The following is an 18,795-nucleotide window of genomic DNA, read 5'->3' on the forward strand; positions in this document are numbered from 1 at the left end:
CCGATGGCTGATCAGATCAATACTCTCGAAGAGCTGAGCGCCGTTGCAGGCGTGGAAACCGTGGCCGAAGAACTCGTTGCACGCGAACCCGTGCGTGACGAACTGGGCCGTTCCTATGCCACCGGCAAGCGGAAGGACGCGGTTGCCCGTGTCTGGATCAAGCCCGGTTCCGGCAAAGTGACCGTCAACGGCAAGGATCAGGACAAGTATTTTGCCCGTCCGGTTCTGCAGCTGATCCTGCGCCAGCCGTTCCAGGTTGCCGGTGTCGAAGGTGAATTCGACGTTGTCGCAACCGTCAAGGGCGGTGGCCTGACCGGTCAGGCCGGTGCGGTCAAGCACGGCATCTCGAAAGCCCTGCAGCTTTATGACCCCAACCTGCGCGGTGCACTGAAAGCCGCTGGCTTCCTGACCCGCGACAGCCGTGTGGTGGAACGTAAGAAATACGGTAAGCGCAAGGCTCGTCGCTCGTTCCAGTTCTCGAAGCGCTAAGTTTCAGAACCATCATGTTTCAAAGACAGGCCGTGCCACTTGGCGCGGCCTTTTTTGGTATTTTGATCAGAGTCTTGTGAGGGTTACTTGCGGTAACCTGGCAGATCCGATGCCAACGGAACTTCGCCAATCAGACCGCCTTGACGTTGAAGCTGCCCGTCGCGAAAGATCTTGCGGGCGGAGCGCCGCCAACCTCGGCGGATCTCCTTGGCCAGCCTGTATGGCACAGGCCCTCGGCCATCGCTGGTTGGCTCGGAACCGAACGCTGTTCGTTCACTGCCGGCGATCGACGCGGGAATGTCGTCCCGACCCCGAACGTCGGCGAACATGCCCTGAACCGCGATACCCGGGGTCAGCTGAATGGCGCGATAGCCGCGAGCGGGCCGGGTTATGAAGTCGTCAAGATGGTCGCAATAGCTCTGCGACCGTCTCAAAAGGCTCTGCGCACCGGTCGGGCTGAGCAGATAGCCCGCCGCGCTGGCGACAACCTCGGTGATCGGATGCAGCCGGGAATCTCCAAGCCGCATCTCCGGACCGAGACGAACCTGTCCGGCGAGGGCGTCGAGTTTTGCCATCTCGAAACGGTCCGAATAATCCGACAGGGCGGTAATTATCGCTCCGGCTTGGGTCGATATCAGCACATCGTCTTCAAAAATTGCCGCAGGACGGTCCGACTCGACAATTTTTTCCCAAATTGCACGGTGGCTTTCGAACACGGCAATCTCGGTTTCCCGCAATGTCCAGTACGGCCCCCAGCTGTGGGGGCGGTATCGCGGGCAATCACGCATCTCGGCGGATCTGGCATCTATGGCCGGAAAACGGATGGGATCCGATATGCCGGCATTGCTGAACTGCCCCAACATGAACGCCGCCCGTTCCGGCACCCGGTCGAGATTGATGAAGTAGACGTCAGCCGTCAACGGAACCATTTCCGGATCTTGGCAAGCTTGTGCTTTGAACGCCCTTTGGCACGTTCGCTCATGTAATCCTCACCGGCATCTTCCGCCTCGACCTCGCGCAGGAGAACCGGTGCGTTCCACGGATCGAATGGCACCAGGGCCTGCGCGTTGAGGTCCGGACGGACAAACAGCTTTGCCCGGCTGTTCAGCATCGAAGCGGCAAAGGAAAAGGAGCTGTTGGAAATCGCCAAGTGATCACCCAGTGTCAGGGCGGCAAAATCCGTTGCAAAGTCATGGCCAAGATTGGCCGACGGCAGATCGCGCTCGGTCAGCACGTTGAAATCCTTGAATGCCGGCAGGACCTTTTCAGGTTCATCCGAGGCGATGTAGAGCGTCAGGTCCGGCAACTGCTCCTGCAACGCTTTGGCCCAATCAACATACCATTCCTCTGGCGCGATGAAGAAAACACCTGTTCCAAAATCGCCTCGGCGCAGGTGCAGCGTGGCCACCGGGCCGGGCTGGCGATCGAAAAGAGAGCGGATTTGAGCGGCTCGCTCCGCGTAGGCCCCTTTGAAGGTCAGATGCTCGCGGATCATCGCCTTATGCGGCAGGTAATAGCGTGTGTGGTACTGGAAATAGCCAGAGAAATCGCAGGCTGGTCGAACGTCCGGGTCATTAGCGATGTTGCTGTCCGAAAACTGGAACGTCGTTTCCACCTGCTTGTGCGGAAGGGCCGGCAGGGCTTCGACACCCGGCGCCACGTTGAACATGTCGTCGCCGGACCAGAGCGGGTTGACCGGGATATAGTCCTGATCCAGCGCGTATGTCTGCAAGAACATGTATTGGAAAACGTGGTTCGCAAAGCGTCCGGCCGATCCAACGGAGGAACAGCCGACCATCGGCCGCTTGACATAAAGCGCATCGCCCCATTCTTCACTGAACGGGGTATTCGTTTTGACGCGGATGAAGTCGAACTGTGCAAGAAACTCATCCAGATCCGTTACCAGAGGGCAACCTTCGTACAATTCAGAGTAGTTAACTTCGATCTGCAAGGCTTTGATATTAGGTAATAGATCCGTGGCACCTTTCAGTGCCATCAGCTCGGCACCCTGAATGTCCATGGCAATGAAGTCGAGGGTCTTGGGGTCAATTCCGGCTTCCTGCAACAAGGTATCGAGCCGCGATGTGCGCACGTCCACCTTCTCGGCCACGCCGATTTTCGGGTAGAGCTTGGCATGGTCCTTGAGTTCAAGAAGCGAGCTCGACTGGTCCATCGAGGTGATGTTGAAGGTTGCAGTTCCCTCGCTTTCCGATGCCGCAGCCTCGATAACGGTGACATCGGTGTCGGATGCAAATCGGTCCCGAAGCCCTTGGGCAAGTTTGGGGTTGGCTTCGACAAAAACGACCTGTTCAAAGCCAACCTTGCGGTAGGTCGAGATTTCATCGCCAAGATGCGCCCCGACATGCAATGCCCCGCGCGGCTTGATCCCGAAATGTGCCAACCGGTCGAACTCCAGCTTGATCTCTTCGCCAGCGCCAAGAAAAGGGGCCATCAATCGCTCATGCAGGGCAAGAAAGTTCGAATACTGGTAGTCTTCGGTCTTGGCGGTAAATTTCTTGACCTCTGTGAACTTGCCTCTTTCAACGCGCAGCACCCGATAACCGTGGCGGCGCAGCAGCGACCAGACGTTTCGTAGCGAGATGCCGGCGTCGAAGAACGTTCCGCCATATTCGAATTGCAGGAAATCTACCTGCCCACGACGCAGCAGACCGGCCGCGCCGCGCAGAACGTCATATTCCGCGCCTTCGACGTCGACCTTGAGGAACCGAATCCGCTCTTTGCGGTCTCCCCAATATGTGTCGAGCGTGGTGCCGGGCACGGTGATGGCGTCGAAACCCGACGCAAGCAGCTGTTCTTCGACACTGACCCGGCGGTGCAGGGAGCTTAGCCGGGCATCATCCCGATAGACGTGAAAGGTGAGGTCTTCGTTTCGGTTCGAGACCGCGTTCCAATTCAGAGTGACCCGATCGGCAATGGTGGTCTTCAGAACCTCATGCGCTTCCTTGGATGCCTCGAATGCGTGAATATTTGCCTTGCTGGCCTTGAGAACCGCCTCGGACCATTTGCCGTGATGAGCGCCCACGTCCAGAACGATATCGCCGTCGCGGATGCATTTTTTCATGATCAGCCGTTCGTCGGCGGTGATCGGGTCGTCATCATGGCTTTTGCCGCGAAGTTTTTTGAGAAATTTCATCCGATCACTTCCACAATCTTGGGGCGGTCAATGGTCATTACTACTGCCGGGCCAGTTGGTTTTAGAGGCCGGTTCAAGTGCCTTTTTCTGGCGCAGTCATTGCAGAAACCCATCCTGTTGTAAACGGCGGCGCCTGCGCTCGAACAGCCATATCATAGTGGCTTTCATGCTGCTCAGCCGTCCGGGTCGATCAGCCCCAAACCGCGAAGGTATATGCCGATCCCGGATTCCAGAAGATCTTCGGGCGGGAAGGGGGACGCCGTGCCGGTGTTGCGGGCATAGAGTTCGACGACACCGTGGCTGAGCGCCCAGATATGGGCACTGAACATCGAGGCCGGAGGCCGCTTTTCGGGAGGGATATGTTCCGACAGGTCGGTGGCGGCTTTCTCCAGCACCGATTTGGCCCGGTTGGCCGCCGCTGCCAGTTCAGGTGTCCGGTTGACGGAAATGCCGCTTTCGAACATCGCGATGTAGTGTCCCGGGTGTTTGCGGGCAAAAGCAAGATAAGCCCGACCCGTGGCCTCGAACGCCGCCAATGCAGACGGCTGGCCTTTGTCATAGGCGTATTGCATCAGGTCGGCGAACATTTCGAACCCTTGGCGGGCAGCTTCCGCAATCAGGTCTTCGCGCCCCTGAAAATGGCGATAGACGGCTGCGGGCGTAACACCCGCTGTCTTGGCAGCCTCAGACAAGGTGAACCCGGTCGGACCTTTCTGCTCGATCAGCGTCAGAGCCGCCTCAATCAGGGCCGCGCGCAGATTGCCGTGGTGATACCCGCGTTTAGGCATCCCAGATTTCCGGTCCGCCGCAGATGGATTCGTCGCGCTTGCCAAGGGCCTTGTGATCCTTGTCGTCATAATCCAGATCCGCCAGAACCGTCCGTATCGCGGCAAGGCGTGCCCGTTTCTTGTCGTCCGAGCGGATAACGGTCCACGGAGTCGCCGTGGAATGGCTGCGGGTCAGGGTTTCGCGGATGGAATCTGTGTATTCCTCCCACTTGCTTAGGCCCATGATGTCGATCGGGCTAAGCTTCCAGTGCTTTAGGGGATCGTTCTCCCGTGACTGAAAGCGGCGCAGTTGCTCGGCGCGCCCGACGTTGAGCCAGAACTTGAACAACCGGATCCCGTCATTGACCAGACCTTGCTCGATCGGAATGACCTGTCGAAAAAAGCGTTCACGCTCGGCCGGAGTGCAAAAGCCAAAGACATTTTCGACCACACCCCGATTGTACCAGCTGCGATCGAAGAACACGAGTTCACCGGCTGATGGCAGGTGCTCGATATAGCGCTGGAAATACCATTGGGTGCTCTCGGAATCCGATGGCTTGGCCAGCGCAACCACGCGCGCGCCGCGCGGGTTCAGGTTTTCGCGGAACCGTTTGATGGTGCCGCCCTTGCCGGCGGCGTCCCGGCCTTCGAAGATGATGGCGATGCGTTCGCCGCTCTCCTTGACCCAGGTCTGCAGCTTGACCAATTCGATCTGAAGATCCTGCATCTCGGCGTCATACAGTTTTGACGACATCCGCTCGTCATGCGGATAGGAGGGCTCGAGGATGTCGCCCTTTTTTGCATTCTGGATCTGCTCGCGGATCTCCTGCGGCGCGTCATTTTCAAAATAGCGTTGAATTTGCCGCTGATCTGGACGTGCCATCGGGTGCCTCCGGGTGTTCTTGGTTTGCCTTCAATATGGGATGTTAATCCGATTAACGCAAACCGGCTCTGTCCGCCGCCCGGTCGATTGCGGCAACCACGTCACGCACGGCAACATGCTGGGGCATATGGCCAATTCCTTCCAACGGGGTCAGCACCGCGCCCGAAATCCGATTTGCGAGATTGACCGAATGCAGGTTGAAATTGACGGTTTCGTCCCGTGTTCCGTGCAGGATCTCGGTCGGGACCGAGATCTCGTCATACCGGGCGGCCAGTTCAATGATCTCGTCCAGAAGGTTGGCACGTTGCAAGGCATTCGCCCGTAGGGAACTGCGCCGCAGGGTCAGGCCGGGGCCAAAATGAGAAGCGTATCCTTCCGGGACCAGTTGCGGCGCGAACACGCCTTCCAAGGCAGCCTTGACCTTGGCCTCGGAGGTGAAGGCTGTAATCAGCGGAACAGCGATCGCAGATCCGAGGCGCGATGACGTGATGCGGTAGAACGGATCCAGCGGTGTGTCCCAAGGGTGCGATGCCGCTGCGACCGGAACCAGAGCCGACAGGGTTTCGGGGTGATGCACGGCCCAGGCCAGCGCAACCGCGCCGCCATAGCTCTGGCCCATTACGATCGGGCGGGAGGCGCCCAGCAGGCCACAGGCCCGCATCAACAGCTCGGCCTGCTGGTTGATCGTCGCGCCTTTGGGGTTGATGTCTTGGCTGTAACCAAGCCCCGGACGGTCAAAGATCAGCACCCGGTAGCTTTGCGCCAGCGCGGGTGCCAGCGCAAAGCTCATGTCACGGGTGTTTCCGGATGCGCCGTGGATCAGAACCAGATCCGGACCTGCTCCCATCTCGACGACGTGAACCCGTGTCCCGCCCACGTCCAGCATGCGCCCTTCGGGTGGGTGATCGGTCTCGGCGCGGATCTCGTTGTCGGCCGCGCGCCACGAGGTGACGGCAGCCCCCGCCGCGGCCATCAGGCCGGCAAGAGTGATCCCCAGTTCAGCGGCCAATGTCGCCCATGTCGAACGGTGTCGACTGATAGATTTCGTTGATCCAGTTGCCATAGAGCAGATGCGCGTGACTGCGCCAGCGGTTCAGTGGCTGGCGACTGGGATCATCGTCCGGGTAATAGTTGCCGGGCACGTTGATCGGAGTGCCATTGGCTATATCGCGGTCGTATTCCTGCTTCAGCGTATCGTTGTCATACTCAAAATGGTTAAAGATATAGAGCGCCCGGTGTTCGGAATCCTCGACCAGGCAAGGGCCAACCTCGTCGCTGCCCAACAGGGTCTTCAGCCCCGGCGCGGCGTCGATCTCATCCTGCTTCATCTCGGTCCAACGGCTGACAGGTATCACACAATCGTCGGAGAACCCCCGCAGGAACGGTGAAGAAGGCGCAAGATTGCGGTGCCTGAAACATCCGAACGCCTTGTGGGGCAGCATGTACTTTTCGATGCCGTGAAAATGGTTGATCATCGCCATTCCGCCCCAGCAGACGCCAAAGGTGGAATGAACATTCGTCTGTGTCCAATCCATCACCTCGCGCAGTTCGTCCCAATAGGTCACCTCGGGGAACTCGAGGTGCTCGATCGGGGCCCCGGTAATGATCAAGCCATCGAACTTCTGATCCTTGATCTCCTGAAACGGGTGGTAGAATTCAGCCATGTGTTCGGCTGCGGTGTTCCGGGTGCGGTGTTCCGACATGCGGATCAGGCTGAGTTCGATCTGCAGCGGCGTGGCCCCGATCAGCCGCGCGAACTGGTTTTCGGTCTGAATCTTCTTGGGCATCAGATTCAACAGTCCGATTTTGAGCGGTCGGATATCCTGCCGTGCGGCCTGATCCTCGGACATGACCATGACGCCCTCGCGGGTGAGAACGTCATAGGCGGGCAGGTCGGCAGGAATCTTGATGGGCATCGTCGGGCTCTTTTTCGTCGGTGTTGCGGCTAGATAGTGCGCAAGGCGCGGCCTGCCAAGTCCACGGTATGTGTGGCGGGCAGACGATCGGGGCAGGGCGTCACATTCGGCTGTCGAGCAGACCGGCAACCAGATCCTCGAAATCGGCGGCATCGCGCACGCTGGCGATCTGGTCGGCAGTCACGGTCAGTCCCCAGTTCCGCGCCATTGCCTCATACCGGGGCTGGCGGTGCGCCAGCGCCTGCGCATAGGTCCAGCGAATGAAGGAATCGGGGTCCACCTCGCCAGCGGTGCAGCCTTCCTTGGCAAGGAATTCTGTCCAGACGCGGGTGAGGAACTCGGGCTGGTAAGACATCGGTTTCGGGGCCCTGTCGAACCGCCGGATCAGTTCCTCGGTATGGGCATCGTCCCCCTTGATCCAGATCATCAGAGTATGTTTGGCAAGTTCCGACAGCACGGGATCCTGAGGGTCTTCGGGATCCACCCATTCGCAAATCGATCCGCCTGTGTCGCAGATGAAATTCGGATAGCCATACAGTCGTTCGGCCCGGTCGATGAAATAGGACGTGTCGAGCAGGGCGTGTATCTCGGCCTGCCTGAACTGTTCCTGCCGGCGGCGATACTCGTCGATCTCCAGGCCGCCTGCCGCCGGGTTTCCGGGTTTGCCCAGATAAGCGGCCACCGGTGTCAGGTTCGCAAACGAGATATTGGAGCCGATATAGATCGAATCCGAAAGCAAAAGGTCGCGTAGAAACGGCACTTTCATCGCCTCGGCCTTGGCGTTGTCGGTGATATACTCGCCCATGTATCGGGTCCCGATGCGGTAATCGACCGAGTAATGAAACCAGTTTCCGCCGTCCCGGAGCAGGTTGGAAATATGCGTTTTTCCCAGCCCCGACATGCCGAAGAACAGAACGTTCTTGCGGGGAGCGCTGCGCCAGTCTCGGGCCGAATTGTAAAGCATGAGCCGCCTTGTGTGTTGTTTCGCCCTTGCTAAATCGCGGATGGCGGAGGGTCAATCGCGGGCTTTGCCAAACCCGCCATTCAGAACCATGAGCCCGAGGGCCAGCAAAACAAACCCGACATATGCCTGCGGCAGCAATGCTTCGTCGCGGACCAATGCGCCGAGTGTGATGGCAACGGGCGGAATCAGCAGGGTGACGACCATGAGATTACCGCTGCCAGCCTTTGCAAGGATCCGATAATAGAGCAGGTAGGCGCCAGCCGTCGCGACAATTGCGTAATAGCCGATCGCCATCCATGTTCTGGGTTCAAGATCCAGTGAAATGGGTCCATCGATCAACCACGCGGCCGGTGCCAAAACAAGTGTTGACCCTGTCAGCATCCCGGCAGCGGCAACCTGAGGTGGCAGATCGCCCAGCTTTAACCGTCCCCACGAGCTGGCCAGCGCATAGGACACTGTGCCTCCCAATATGGCGAATTGGGCCGTCGACCGCAGATCGAAACTATCGAATGCTTCCAGACCGATCGCTGTGGCGACGCCGAGAAACCCGAGCCCGACTCCAATGATCTTGCGCGGGGTCAATCGCTCGTCGGCAAAGATCATCGCGGCGACAATAACGGCGAATATGGCCGTGGTCGCATTGAGGATCGAGGTGAGCCCGGTCTCGATATAGAGCTGCCCCCACGACATCAGGCCGAACGGAATCACATTGTTCAGCAGTCCCATGACCAGAAACGCCCCCCAGATCCGGGGGTCTTTGGGAACCGGCAGGCGTTGAATGGCCACCACGCCCCAGAGAACCAGCATTGCCCAGAACGTGCGGTGAAACACGCTGGTCACCACCGGCACTTCATCAAGCGCGATCCGGATAGCGAGGAAAGAGCCGCCCCAGATCAGGCCAAGCAGGGCCAGCTCGGCCCACGCCCCTTTGCTGATCGTCTTTTGTTCGGTCATGGAATTTTCGCCCATTGGAGTTTGTCGCATAGAGGGCGTATCTCACGCCCACCGCATCAGGCGACCCGGTTCTTGCGAGTTTCGGCGAGAATGTTGAGGTAATTGCCCCCAAAGATCACGACGGCACCAAGCAGGACGTAGAAGTCCAGCGGTTCCTGATAAAGCAGCATGCCAACAACGGCGATGGTGGGCAGGCGCACGAAATCGAACGGCACCACCACCGTTGCCGGTGCAATGGCCAGCGCGTTGGTGATACAGAAATGGGCCAGCAACCCTCCCAGCCCAACAAGCACCAGCCACGGCAGCATCGGAAGTTGCGGCGGGGTGATCTGCCCGTCCAGCCCCGCTGAAACGAACCCCAAAACGGCCTGCATCAGCGTTAGCCAGAACATGATGCAGCCAATACTGGCAATCGTCGTGAGCTTCTTGGTGGCGATCGTCGTAAGAGCAAAGAAGATTGCGGCTGAAGCTGCGGCAAGCACGCCGAAGCTTATCGGCGTCGCTCCGGGGCGAGCAACGATGAGGATGCCGGCAAAACCGATGAGTGCGGACAGAACCCGGATCGGGGTCAGGCGCTCCTTGAGGAGAAGCGGTGAGAACAGGATGACCCAGAGCGGCTGCGTGAACTCGAGGGCAAAGACTTGCGCCAGCGGGATCAGCGGTACGGCCATGAACCAGAGGTTCTGACCGGCGAAATGGACGGTGTTGCGGATTGCGTGTAAACTGAAGGCCCGGGTCGTCACTCCGCCCCAGCCGCCCGTGAATGTCAGGACCGCAGAGACCACAAGAATACCGGTCAGGCTGCGATAGAGCATGATCTCGAACGTGTCGTAGACGGCCGACAGTTCACGCCCGACAACGGCCATTGTCGAGAAGGCCGCAATCGCACCGGTCATCCACAAGGCTGCTTTGAAGGTTGGGTTCATCTGTCTGACGCCTTTGGCCGGCGGATGATCCCGCCCGACTACCGGTCATACCGAACAAATGCCTGCGGAGTAACGATTCTCTTGGATCGCCAGATGCTTCACCAAAGTTGGATCTGCCTATTCATCCTTCACCGTGTTCAGCCCGACAATGTCATAGCTGCGCGGATAATCCCTGGTGATCCTGCCCCAGTCGGACGCCTCGGCGCGGTCTTGGTGCGCGCGAAAGGATGCGGCATCTTTGAATCGCTCGGACACGGCAAACCGACCGGGTTCCGAAACCGACTCGAACACTTCGAAATACTCGCAGCCCGGTTCGGCCCGGGTCAGATAGACATGTTCGGGCAGGGCGGCCCGCACTTCTTCAAGCGCCTCTTCGGGTACGTCGAAAAAACCAGTGAGGGTGACGGTCATGACGCGGTGGTCTTTCTGGTTCTGCTGATGAACATGGGTTTGGTGAACGCAGCGAAGCGCATCGTCAGGTCCGCGTCAAGCGTTCCGCCACCTTGAGGGCAAGAAGGGTCAGAAGCTGATCGCCAGCAAGACGACCGGTATTGCCAGGGCGGAAAGGATGATGATCGCCGGTTGCTGCCAGAACAGCTTTCGGGTGCCGCAATATCCGCACCGAGGTCCTGCAAGTCTCATCTGATGTTCACAGGCTTTGCAACTGAATACGCGCACGGTCATAGTTTGTGCCTTGATTACATAAAACAATGCATAGGGCCTTGCTGATGGGCGCCCGGTTGAAAGCTGGGTCAAAATAGCCCTGCCAGACCCGGTTGCCGCGAAATGCTCACCCCAGATTTCCACTCACTCCGCGGATAATGTTGCGATTGACGCTAAAGTGCATCAAGATTCGAGCGAGGCGGACAATTTGTCCGGTTCGAGTTGCAAATACCGCACAAGCAGTCTGCTGCGGCGGGGCAAAGAAACGGCCCGCCGGGTGTTTATTCCCACTCGATCGTGCCCGGAGGTTTGGAGGTGATGTCATAGGTGCAGCGGTTGATGCCCTTGACCTCATTGATGATCCGGGTTGCCGTTTCGCCAAGGAATTCGTGGCTGAACGGGTAATAATCCGCTGTCATGCCATCGACACTGGTTACCGCGCGAAGAGCGCAGGCAAAGTCATAGGTGCGCCCGTCGCCCATCACGCCCACGGTGCGCACCGGGAGGATGGCCACAAATGCCTGCCAGATCTCGTTATAGAGCCCGTGCTTGCGGATCTGGTCGATATAGATCGCATCGGCCTCGCGCAGAATGTCCAGCTTTTCTCGGGTGATCTCGCCGGGGCAGCGGATTGCCAGACCGGGGCCGGGAAAGGGGTGGCGACCAATGAAGCTGGCCGGTAGGCCAAGCTCGTGGCCGAGGGCGCGGACCTCATCCTTGAAAAGCTCGCGGAGGGGTTCGACCAGTTTCAGACCCATCTTCTCGGGCAGCCCGCCCACATTGTGGTGCGATTTGATGGTGACCGAGGGGCCGCCGGAAAAGCTGACCGACTCGATGACGTCGGGATAGAGCGTTCCTTGGGCAAGGAATTCGGCACCGTCGATGGTATCGGCGTGCTTCTGAAACACGTCGATAAACAGTTTCCCGATGATCTTGCGCTTGGTCTCAGGGTCGGACACCCCGTCCAGCTCGCCAAGGAAAAGCTCGCTTTCGTCAGCGTGAATTAGGGGCAGGTTGTAGTGCTCGCGGAACATGCCCACGACTTCTTCGGCCTCGTTCTTGCGCAGCAGGCCATGATCGACAAAAACGCAGGTCAACTGCTCGCCGATGGCTTCGTGAATGAGGATCGCCGCGACCGATGAATCGACACCGCCCGACAGCGCGCAAATCACCTTCTTGCCGCCGACCTGTTCGCGGATCTTCTTGATCATCTCGTCGCGATAGGCGCCCATGGTCCAGTCGCCCGCGAACCCTGCCAGGTTGACGAAATTCTCATACAGCGTCTTGCCGTTGGGCGTGTGGTGCACTTCGGGATGGAACTGGACCGCGTAGAAATGGCGCGACATGTCGGCGGTTATCGCAAAGGGCGCGTTGGGCGAAGTTCCATACACTTCGAAGCCCGGTGCGATCTGGCTGACATGGTCGCCGTGGCTCATCCAGACCTGTTCGTCACCCTCAAGGAACCAGCCGCGCAGCAGGTCGATATGCTCGCCTTGCGGGGTCACATAGGCGCGTCCGAACTCGGCGGTTCCATGACCGCTTTCGACCTTGCCGCCCAGTTGCGTCATCATCACCTGCTGGCCATAGCAGATACCAAGGATCGGCAAACCCATTTCAAACAGCTCCTGCGGGGCGCGGGGGCTGCCCTCGCGGGTCACGCTGTCAGGGCCACCTGACAGGATCACGGCCTTGGGGGCCATCTCGCGGATAAAATCGGCTGAGACGTTCTGATAGGGGTGGATTTCGCAATAGACATTCAGCTCGCGCAGGCGGCGGGCAATCAGCTGCGTCACCTGGCTGCCGAAGTCGATGATGAGAAGGCGGTCGTGCGATGTCTGGCTCATGTCCCGCTACTAGGTCGCGGCGGGATTGAGTGCAAGAGTATTCACGTCAGTCCGGGCGTCAGCCCATCGAGTCGGAGCTTTCGGTGCCGCGCTTCTGCGCCCGCGCGCCGTCCTCGCGATAGCTCCAGATTGCGATCGCAGACCAGCTGAGAACGTAGATGAGCCCGATGCCGATGATCAGTTCGCCGGGCAGTGGGCCGACATCGGCGCGTGACATGGCCTCGTCCAGTGTGCTTACCGGAGTGGGATGCACGGAAATCTTGCCGATGAACGCCAGCGACTGGATCAGCAGGATCCACAGATAGTTGCGACGAATGCGCCGGCCGATCGCGATCAGGAATCCGACATGGTAGCGCGGCTTGAGGTAGTCATGTGCCAATGTCTTCTGCCAGTTCTCCTCCATGTGCAGATCGCCGTCATAGAGGAGAGGGGCGTAGAAATGAGTTTCCAGCCATCTCGCCCGGGCCCGCCAAACATTGAAATAACGATAGCGCCGGGCCTCAAGCATCAGGAACAGGATTATGAGCACCCCGACAAGCACCAGTGGTAGCGGCGAGGCGTCGGGTGACGCGAACGAGATCGACAGCGCCACGCCCAATGTGACCACGGCCCAGTTGGTGGTGGTGTCCAGGCGGGTGCGCCAGATGGTGCTGCGATAGACCTCGCCGCGATAGAGATGCGCTACGGCTCCGATTTCGGCCGCATTGAGGGTTTTGCGTTCGGATGCGCTGTCAGAGCTTTCTTTTTTGGAAATAGTTCTGTCCCCCGTTGCCGTTGGGTCATCATGCCCAGTGGAACCGGGGAGTTAAAGGGGGGAACCGATCAGGATGTCGCTTTTGCCTCATACGCGCCGCTATCGCCATTCGGGGCAGGATACGGCTGTTATACTAAACCGGAACGATTCCGATCCATCCAAAGGACAAGCACATGGATGAAGCAATGGCCGGGGCAACACCCCGACGCAGATCGCGCGGCGGTGGCGGCGCAGCACGAAGGGCCGAGCGCACCGCGATAAAAATCGAAACCGCGAAGTACATTGAGCGCAATATCCCCAATTTCGAAGTGTTGTCCGAAGAGGCGCTCGACATCATCGAGCATAATGCCGAGACGGTGCTGGAAGAGATCGGCGTCAATTTCATAGACAACCCGGCAGCGCTGGAACGATGGACGGCAGCTGGCGCCGAAGTATCCGGCGAACGGGTTCGGATTCCGCGAGGGCTCGCCCGCCAACTGATCAAGACCGCGCCGAGCCAGTTCACGCAACACGCCCGCGATCCCGGAAAATCGGTGGTGATCGGCGGCAACAATCTTGTTCTCGCGCCGGTCTATGGCCCGCCTTTCGTACGCGACGTACAAGGCGGTCGCCGCTACGCGACGATGGATGACTTCAACAAGTTTGTGAAACTGGCCTATATGTCGAAATGGCTGCACCATTCGGGCGGCACGGTCTGTGAACCGACCGATGTTCCCGTCAACAAGCGGCATCTCGACATGCTGCTTGCGCATATGACGCTGAGCGACAAGCCGTTCATGGGGTCGGTCACCGATCCATCCCGCGCACAGGATTCGGTGGAAATGTGCGAGATTCTGTTCGGAAAGGACTTCGTTCAGGAAAATACCGTGATGACGTCGCTGATCAACATCAACTCGCCGATGACATTCGACGACGTGATGATGGGCGCGCTGGAGGTTTACGCGAGGAACAATCAGGCCTGTATCGTTTCGCCGTTCATCGTCGGTGGCGCAATGGCGCCGGTGTCGGTGGCCGGTACGCTGACACAGGTTCTGGCGGAAGTTCTGGCCGGGATCGCTTACTCCCAGATCATCCGGCCCGGCGCGCCAGTCATCTTTGGTGCGATGGTCACGTCAATTGACATGAACTCGGGCGCACCGACATTCGGAACACCCGAAGCGTCACATATAACATATGGCGCCGGGCAACTGGCGCGGCGTCTGGGATTGCCCTTCCGGTCGGCCGGTTCCTTCTGCGGTTCGAAGCTGCCGGATGCGCAGGCAGCCTATGAAACGTCGAACTCCCTGAACATGGGGCTGATGGCCGGGGTCAACTTCATGCTCCATGCCTGTGGCTGGCTCGAAGGCGGGCTGGTCGCGGATTTCGAGAAGTTCGTGATGGATGCCGATCAGCTTGGTGCGCTGCATGGTCTCGCCAAAGGCGTCAACATGGACGAGAACGCTCAGGCAATGGACGCGATCCGCGAAGTCGGGCCGGGCGGCCACTACCTTGGCTGCGCCCATACCCAGGCCAATTTCCAGTCCGCATTCTGGAAATCGGACCTGTTGGACTACAAGCCGTTCGAAACATGGGAAGAAGAGGGGGCCCGCGACACCCGGACACTTGCTTCAAACCGGGTGGAGCATCTGCTGGCGAACTACCGCCAACCGTCACTTGATCCCGAAATCGCCGGAGCGCTGGCCGCATATGTGGCCGAGAAGAAGGCGTCGATGCCCGACGCCTTCATCTAACTGTTGCACCCGGCAGGACGGGGTGGGAAGCGACTAGCCCCGTTTCACGAATAGGTTTTGGCGCGGCTGGCCTGGTACAGCCGCGCTTCGCCCATTACCGCTATCATGATGTCGAGATGTCGGGACAGAGAGTAGCCTGCATCGTCCGCGCGGCGTTATTCGTTTAGATCCCGTTCCATATCCATCAACCGCATAAGCGCAGCCCCGGGCCGTGGCAGGGTTCCGTACCCCAGTAAACGCTGCAGATGACGCTCGCGGTTGTAGTCCTGTGCACCGAAACGGGCCGCGCGGATCAGCAGGCGCGGGCGGCGCAGGGTTTTGAGCATGCTCATCAGGTCTTGCATGGTGGCTCCTTCATACTGCCAGTCGCTGTTTCGGAAACAGTCATTGCACAACTTAGGCGAGTGTTGCGATTCTGCGAAAATAGCCGTTCGCTCGGTTCAAGACTGTTTATCCTTTGGCAACAATGATGAAGGATGCCGGAGACTTTAACGAATGGGTAACAAATACACCCATAGGTTGCGTTGATAAATGTCGGGATAACCGGTGGAAAACTAGGTCAGCAGCTTACAGGGGTAAGGGTGCAACATGATGAACAGCCGAACGGACTCTTCTTTGCCGAATTGGGTGCCCGAAGGTGCGATGCGATATCTGAAACATACGGAAGAGGGGTGTTCGATCCGGGATCTGGCGCGTGTGGCGGGATGTCATGCCTCAACTGTTCTTCGACAGATCCGCAAGGTTGAGATGCGCCGGGACGATCCCCTTGTGGATGCGGCTCTGCAGGCCCTTGCCTCTCATATCCTTCCGACTGTCAAAGCAAGGACGTCGATTGGCAGTGTCGCGTCAACCGATGATCTTTCGTCATCCGACATGGACGAGAAAACGCTGAATTCCCAGACCTTGGCGCAGGAGGCCAGTCGCATACTTCGGCGGTTATGCGAAACAGGTGCGGTTCTTGCGGTGGCTGAGGGTATGGAAAAGGCCGTGGTGGTGCGGGATGACAGATCCGGGGCCAGCACCAGAACAGGCGTGGTGGATTGCAAAATTGCACAGGCCATGGCGCTCAAGGACTGGATATCTTGCGACAAACCGGGCCGGATCAGCCGCTACAGGATAACAGCCTCCGGTCGGACTGCCTTGGGTCGGATGCTGGCCGAGGCCGAGAATCTTGCCCGCGCGCGGCAAGAAAGCGGATTTGCCGAGGCGCCTGCCGCTTTTGCCGGTCCGGGATCGTCTGCTGTCGCCACAGCGGAAACTGACAATCGCAGGGCGCGCTATTGCGCGGCGGAAAGCCCACTGACCGGGCTCGCGCGTCGCAGGGATAGGGACGGGCAACCGTTTCTGGAGGAAGGTCTTGTCGCCGCAGGCGAACGGTTGAGGGAAGATTTCGAACTGGCGCAGATGGGGCCGCGCGTCACACAGAACTGGGAGAGGTTCCTGACCGGAAACGAGGGCCGCGGCACGCCGGGCGATGGTGGTAGCGGAATGGTTGCGCGCGACAGAGTACGGCGTGCGCTGGATGATCTCGGGCCAGGGTTGAGCGACGTGGCCATGCGGTGTTGCTGCATGCTTGAAGGGCTGGAGCAAACCGAAAAACGGATGGGCTGGTCAGCCCGATCGGGAAAGATCGTTTTAAGGATCGCACTGCAAAGGCTGAAACGGCATTATGAGGAACAGAGTGAACAGGATCGGCTAATCGGCTGATACCAAAAGCGTATTGGGAAAATGGAAAGGGCGGCTGGGTATATGACCCGCCGCCCTTGGCTTATTGGTGTCGAACTTGGATCAGGCCAGTTCCGGCTCTTTCTTTTCTGCCAGATAAGACATCAGGGTCTCGGGTGAGGATACGCCATAGGGGTCCTCGGGGCAGTTATCCATCAGGCCCGGCTCTTCGAACCATGCCTCTACGACACCATCGTTGACGATGGCGGCATAACGCCACGAACGCATGCCAAATCCGAGATTGTCCTTGTCAACCAGCATGCCCATTTTGCGGGTAAATTCACCCGATCCATCCGGGATCACTTTGACATTCTCGAGCTTCTGATCCTGCGCCCATTTGTTCATGACGAAGCTGTCATTGACGGACATGCAATAGATCTCGTCGATGCCCTGCGCCTTGAAATCTGCAAAGCCGTTCTCGAAACCCGGCAGCTGGTAGGTCGAACAAGTGGGGGTGAAAGCACCCGGCAGCGAGAACAGAACCACGCGCTTGCCAGCAAAGTAGTCGGAAGTGGTCTTGTCTTCCCAGCGGAACGGGTTCGGTCCTTCGATGGCCTCGTCGCGCACGCGGGTGTGGAAAGTCACGTTGGGCAGTTTTGCTCCGGCTTTCATCCTGATCTCCTGTTTCGATTGGATGGTGTCAACTCGTGGTTTGTTACCGTGAGTTAAAATGATTCTAAAAGAGGTTCAACGCTTGAAATGCTGCAGATGAAAATTTGAGGCGTCGTTTGTTCGCAAGAACTTATAGGTGAATCGGTTTGAAATATTTCGCATGTGCAGCATGGCCGTCCAATATTGGTTCGGTTGCACATGGGCATCGGCGTAACTGACCAACTGGTCTCGTTTCGGAATGCAAGCGGTGCAATGCAGCCGTGCGGGGTTTCGGGGCAGACAACGGGGCAATAGTGCAGTATCTAGTGGGAAACTCTGCGGTCTGATCGTCACACGAAACCGGCCGCATACATGTTGTGAACCCGCCCGAGCATTGCAGGGGCATTGCAAGTGCAACGGCAATAGCCAGAAAACATCACCCAGGAATTCGCCATGGCCAGAGATCTGAAAATTCCCGAACAGCGCCATCCGGAAAAGGCGCATCGTCCGGATCAGTCGCAGCCCAAGAAACCGTCCTGGATCCGGGTGAAGGCGCCGGGCGGCAAAGGCTATGCCGATACCCACAAGATCATGCGCGAGAACAACCTCGTGACGGTTTGCGAAGAGGCGGGCTGTCCGAATGTGGGCGAATGCTGGAGCCAGGGCCACGCAACCATGATGATCATGGGCGAAATCTGTACCCGCGGCTGCACCTTCTGCAACATCGCCACCGGGCGGCCGGATGCGCTCGACACGTTCGAACCGGGCCGGGTCGCCCATGCGGTGGAAAAGCTGGGGCTCAATCACGTGGTGATCACCTCGGTCGACCGGGATGATCTTGCAGATGGCGGCGCGGCGCATTTCGCCCAGACCATACGGGCGGTGCGCCACCGCAGCCCCAAGACCACGATCGAGATCCTGACCCCGGATTTCCTGAAATGCGACGACAATGTTCTGGAGGTGGTGGTCGAGGCCCGTCCGGACGTGTTCAACCACAATCTCGAAACCGTTCCGGGGCTTTACCCTTCGGTGCGCCCCGGCGCGCGATATTTCCACAGCCTGCGCCTGCTGCAGCGGGTCAAGGAGATGGATCCCGCAATGTTCACCAAATCCGGCATCATGGTGGGTCTGGGCGAAACCGAACAGCAGGTGCGGCAGGTGATGGACGACATGCGCGCGGCGGATGTGGATTTCCTGACCATTGGCCAGTATCTGCAACCGACGCCGAAACATCACCGGGTCGACCGTTTCGTGACCCCCGAGGAGTTCGCCGCCTATGAGAAAGCCGCCTATGGCAAGGGGTTCGGCATGGTCTCGGCCACCCCGCTGACGCGATCCTCCTACCACGCCGGTGACGACTTCGCCCGCCTGCGCGCGGCCCGGCAGGAAAAGCGCGGACAGGCATGACACCCGATACGCTGGCAAGATGGGTGGC

The 18,795-nt window shown here is 58.9% G+C and carries 17 protein-coding genes and 1 pseudogene; 4 read left to right on the top strand and 14 right to left on the bottom strand.

Going from position 1 to position 18,795, the window contains the following annotated elements; translation table 11 throughout:
- Positions 1–3 precede the first annotated feature (3 nt).
- Positions 4–489, top strand: a complete 486-nt coding sequence (rpsI, locus tag ACP15U_RS18180) for a 30S ribosomal protein S9 (protein ID WP_425046577.1) — start codon at positions 4–6, stop codon at positions 487–489.
- Between the two features lie 83 nt (positions 490–572).
- On the opposite strand, the gene ACP15U_RS18185 is transcribed toward rpsI, so the two are convergent.
- The 12 genes from ACP15U_RS18185 to ACP15U_RS18240 all read right to left on the bottom strand — a co-directional run bounded on the left by ACP15U_RS18185 (position 573) and on the right by ACP15U_RS18240 (position 13,314).
- On the bottom strand, positions 573–1,418 hold the full coding sequence (locus ACP15U_RS18185; protein WP_425046578.1) for a glycosyltransferase family 25 protein: 846 nt from the start codon (positions 1,416–1,418) through the stop codon (positions 573–575).
- Positions 1,406–3,643, bottom strand: a complete 2,238-nt coding sequence (locus ACP15U_RS18190; RefSeq protein WP_425046579.1) for an FkbM family methyltransferase — start codon at positions 3,641–3,643, stop codon at positions 1,406–1,408. The genes ACP15U_RS18185 and ACP15U_RS18190 overlap by 13 nt, the downstream gene beginning before the upstream one ends.
- A 173-nt stretch (positions 3,644–3,816) precedes the next feature.
- A complete protein-coding gene (locus ACP15U_RS18195) occupies positions 3,817–4,431 on the bottom strand; it encodes a TetR/AcrR family transcriptional regulator (RefSeq protein ID WP_425046580.1) in 615 nt (204 codons plus the stop codon).
- A complete protein-coding gene (ppk2, locus tag ACP15U_RS18200) occupies positions 4,424–5,293 on the bottom strand; it encodes a polyphosphate kinase 2 (protein WP_425046581.1) in 870 nt (289 codons plus the stop codon). Before ppk2 ends, ACP15U_RS18195 begins: the two co-directional genes overlap by 8 nt.
- Before the next feature lie 52 nt (positions 5,294–5,345).
- Positions 5,346–6,302, bottom strand: coding sequence for an alpha/beta fold hydrolase (locus ACP15U_RS18205; protein WP_425046582.1), 957 nt, complete (start codon positions 6,300–6,302; stop codon positions 5,346–5,348).
- Positions 6,292–7,209 carry a homoserine O-acetyltransferase MetA gene (gene metA / locus ACP15U_RS18210; RefSeq protein WP_425046583.1) on the bottom strand — a complete coding sequence of 306 codons (918 nt, stop codon included), beginning with the start codon at positions 7,207–7,209 and terminating at the stop codon, positions 6,292–6,294. Before metA ends, ACP15U_RS18205 begins: the two co-directional genes overlap by 11 nt.
- A 100-nt stretch (positions 7,210–7,309) precedes the next feature.
- Entirely contained in the window at positions 7,310–8,173 is an 864-nt protein-coding gene (locus tag ACP15U_RS18215; RefSeq protein ID WP_425046584.1) for an ATPase, read from the bottom strand.
- A gap of 51 nt (positions 8,174–8,224) precedes the next feature.
- On the bottom strand, positions 8,225–9,127 hold the full coding sequence (locus ACP15U_RS18220) for a DMT family transporter (protein WP_425046585.1): 903 nt from the start codon (positions 9,125–9,127) through the stop codon (positions 8,225–8,227).
- A 56-nt stretch (positions 9,128–9,183) separates the two neighbouring features.
- The gene (locus ACP15U_RS18225; protein WP_425046586.1) at positions 9,184–10,053 is read right to left on the bottom strand and encodes a DMT family transporter; all 870 of its coding nucleotides are present in this window, start codon (positions 10,051–10,053) and stop codon (positions 9,184–9,186) included.
- Between the two features lie 117 nt (positions 10,054–10,170).
- Positions 10,171–10,464: a putative quinol monooxygenase gene (locus ACP15U_RS18230; RefSeq protein WP_425046587.1), complete on the bottom strand. Its 294-nt coding sequence runs from the start codon at positions 10,462–10,464 to the stop codon at positions 10,171–10,173.
- Between the two features lie 533 nt (positions 10,465–10,997).
- Positions 10,998–12,560 carry a glutamine-hydrolyzing GMP synthase gene (guaA, locus tag ACP15U_RS18235; protein WP_425046588.1) on the bottom strand — a complete coding sequence of 521 codons (1,563 nt, stop codon included), beginning with the start codon at positions 12,558–12,560 and terminating at the stop codon, positions 10,998–11,000.
- A 58-nt stretch (positions 12,561–12,618) separates the two neighbouring features.
- Positions 12,619–13,314: a DUF2270 domain-containing protein gene (locus tag ACP15U_RS18240; RefSeq protein WP_425046595.1), complete on the bottom strand. Its 696-nt coding sequence runs from the start codon at positions 13,312–13,314 to the stop codon at positions 12,619–12,621.
- A gap of 185 nt (positions 13,315–13,499) precedes the next feature.
- Between ACP15U_RS18240 and ACP15U_RS18245 the strand changes: the two genes are divergently transcribed.
- Entirely contained in the window at positions 13,500–15,044 is a 1,545-nt protein-coding gene (locus ACP15U_RS18245) for a trimethylamine methyltransferase family protein (protein ID WP_425046596.1), read from the top strand.
- A 44-nt stretch (positions 15,045–15,088) separates the two neighbouring features.
- On the opposite strand, the pseudogene ACP15U_RS18250 reads toward ACP15U_RS18245, so the two are convergent.
- A pseudogene (locus ACP15U_RS18250) lies at positions 15,089–15,388 on the bottom strand (DUF6477 family protein).
- Between the two features lie 247 nt (positions 15,389–15,635).
- Here ACP15U_RS18250 and ACP15U_RS18255 point away from each other — a divergent pair.
- A complete protein-coding gene (locus ACP15U_RS18255; RefSeq protein WP_425046589.1) occupies positions 15,636–16,751 on the top strand; it encodes a DUF6456 domain-containing protein in 1,116 nt (371 codons plus the stop codon).
- Positions 16,752–16,832: 81 nt separating this feature from the next.
- Here ACP15U_RS18255 and ACP15U_RS18260 read toward each other — a convergent pair whose 3' ends face one another.
- Positions 16,833–17,381 carry a peroxiredoxin gene (locus ACP15U_RS18260; RefSeq protein ID WP_425046590.1) on the bottom strand — a complete coding sequence of 183 codons (549 nt, stop codon included), beginning with the start codon at positions 17,379–17,381 and terminating at the stop codon, positions 16,833–16,835.
- Between the two features lie 432 nt (positions 17,382–17,813).
- Between ACP15U_RS18260 and lipA the strand changes: the two genes are divergently transcribed.
- Positions 17,814–18,767 (top strand): lipoyl synthase, encoded by a 954-nt coding sequence (gene lipA, locus ACP15U_RS18265; protein ID WP_425046591.1) that lies wholly within the window; start codon positions 17,814–17,816, stop codon positions 18,765–18,767.
- Positions 18,768–18,795 lie beyond the last annotated feature (28 nt).

Origin of the sequence: Primorskyibacter sp. S87 (assembly GCF_049801055.1) — a bacterium.
Classification (GTDB): domain Bacteria; phylum Pseudomonadota; class Alphaproteobacteria; order Rhodobacterales; family Rhodobacteraceae; genus JBNAGF01.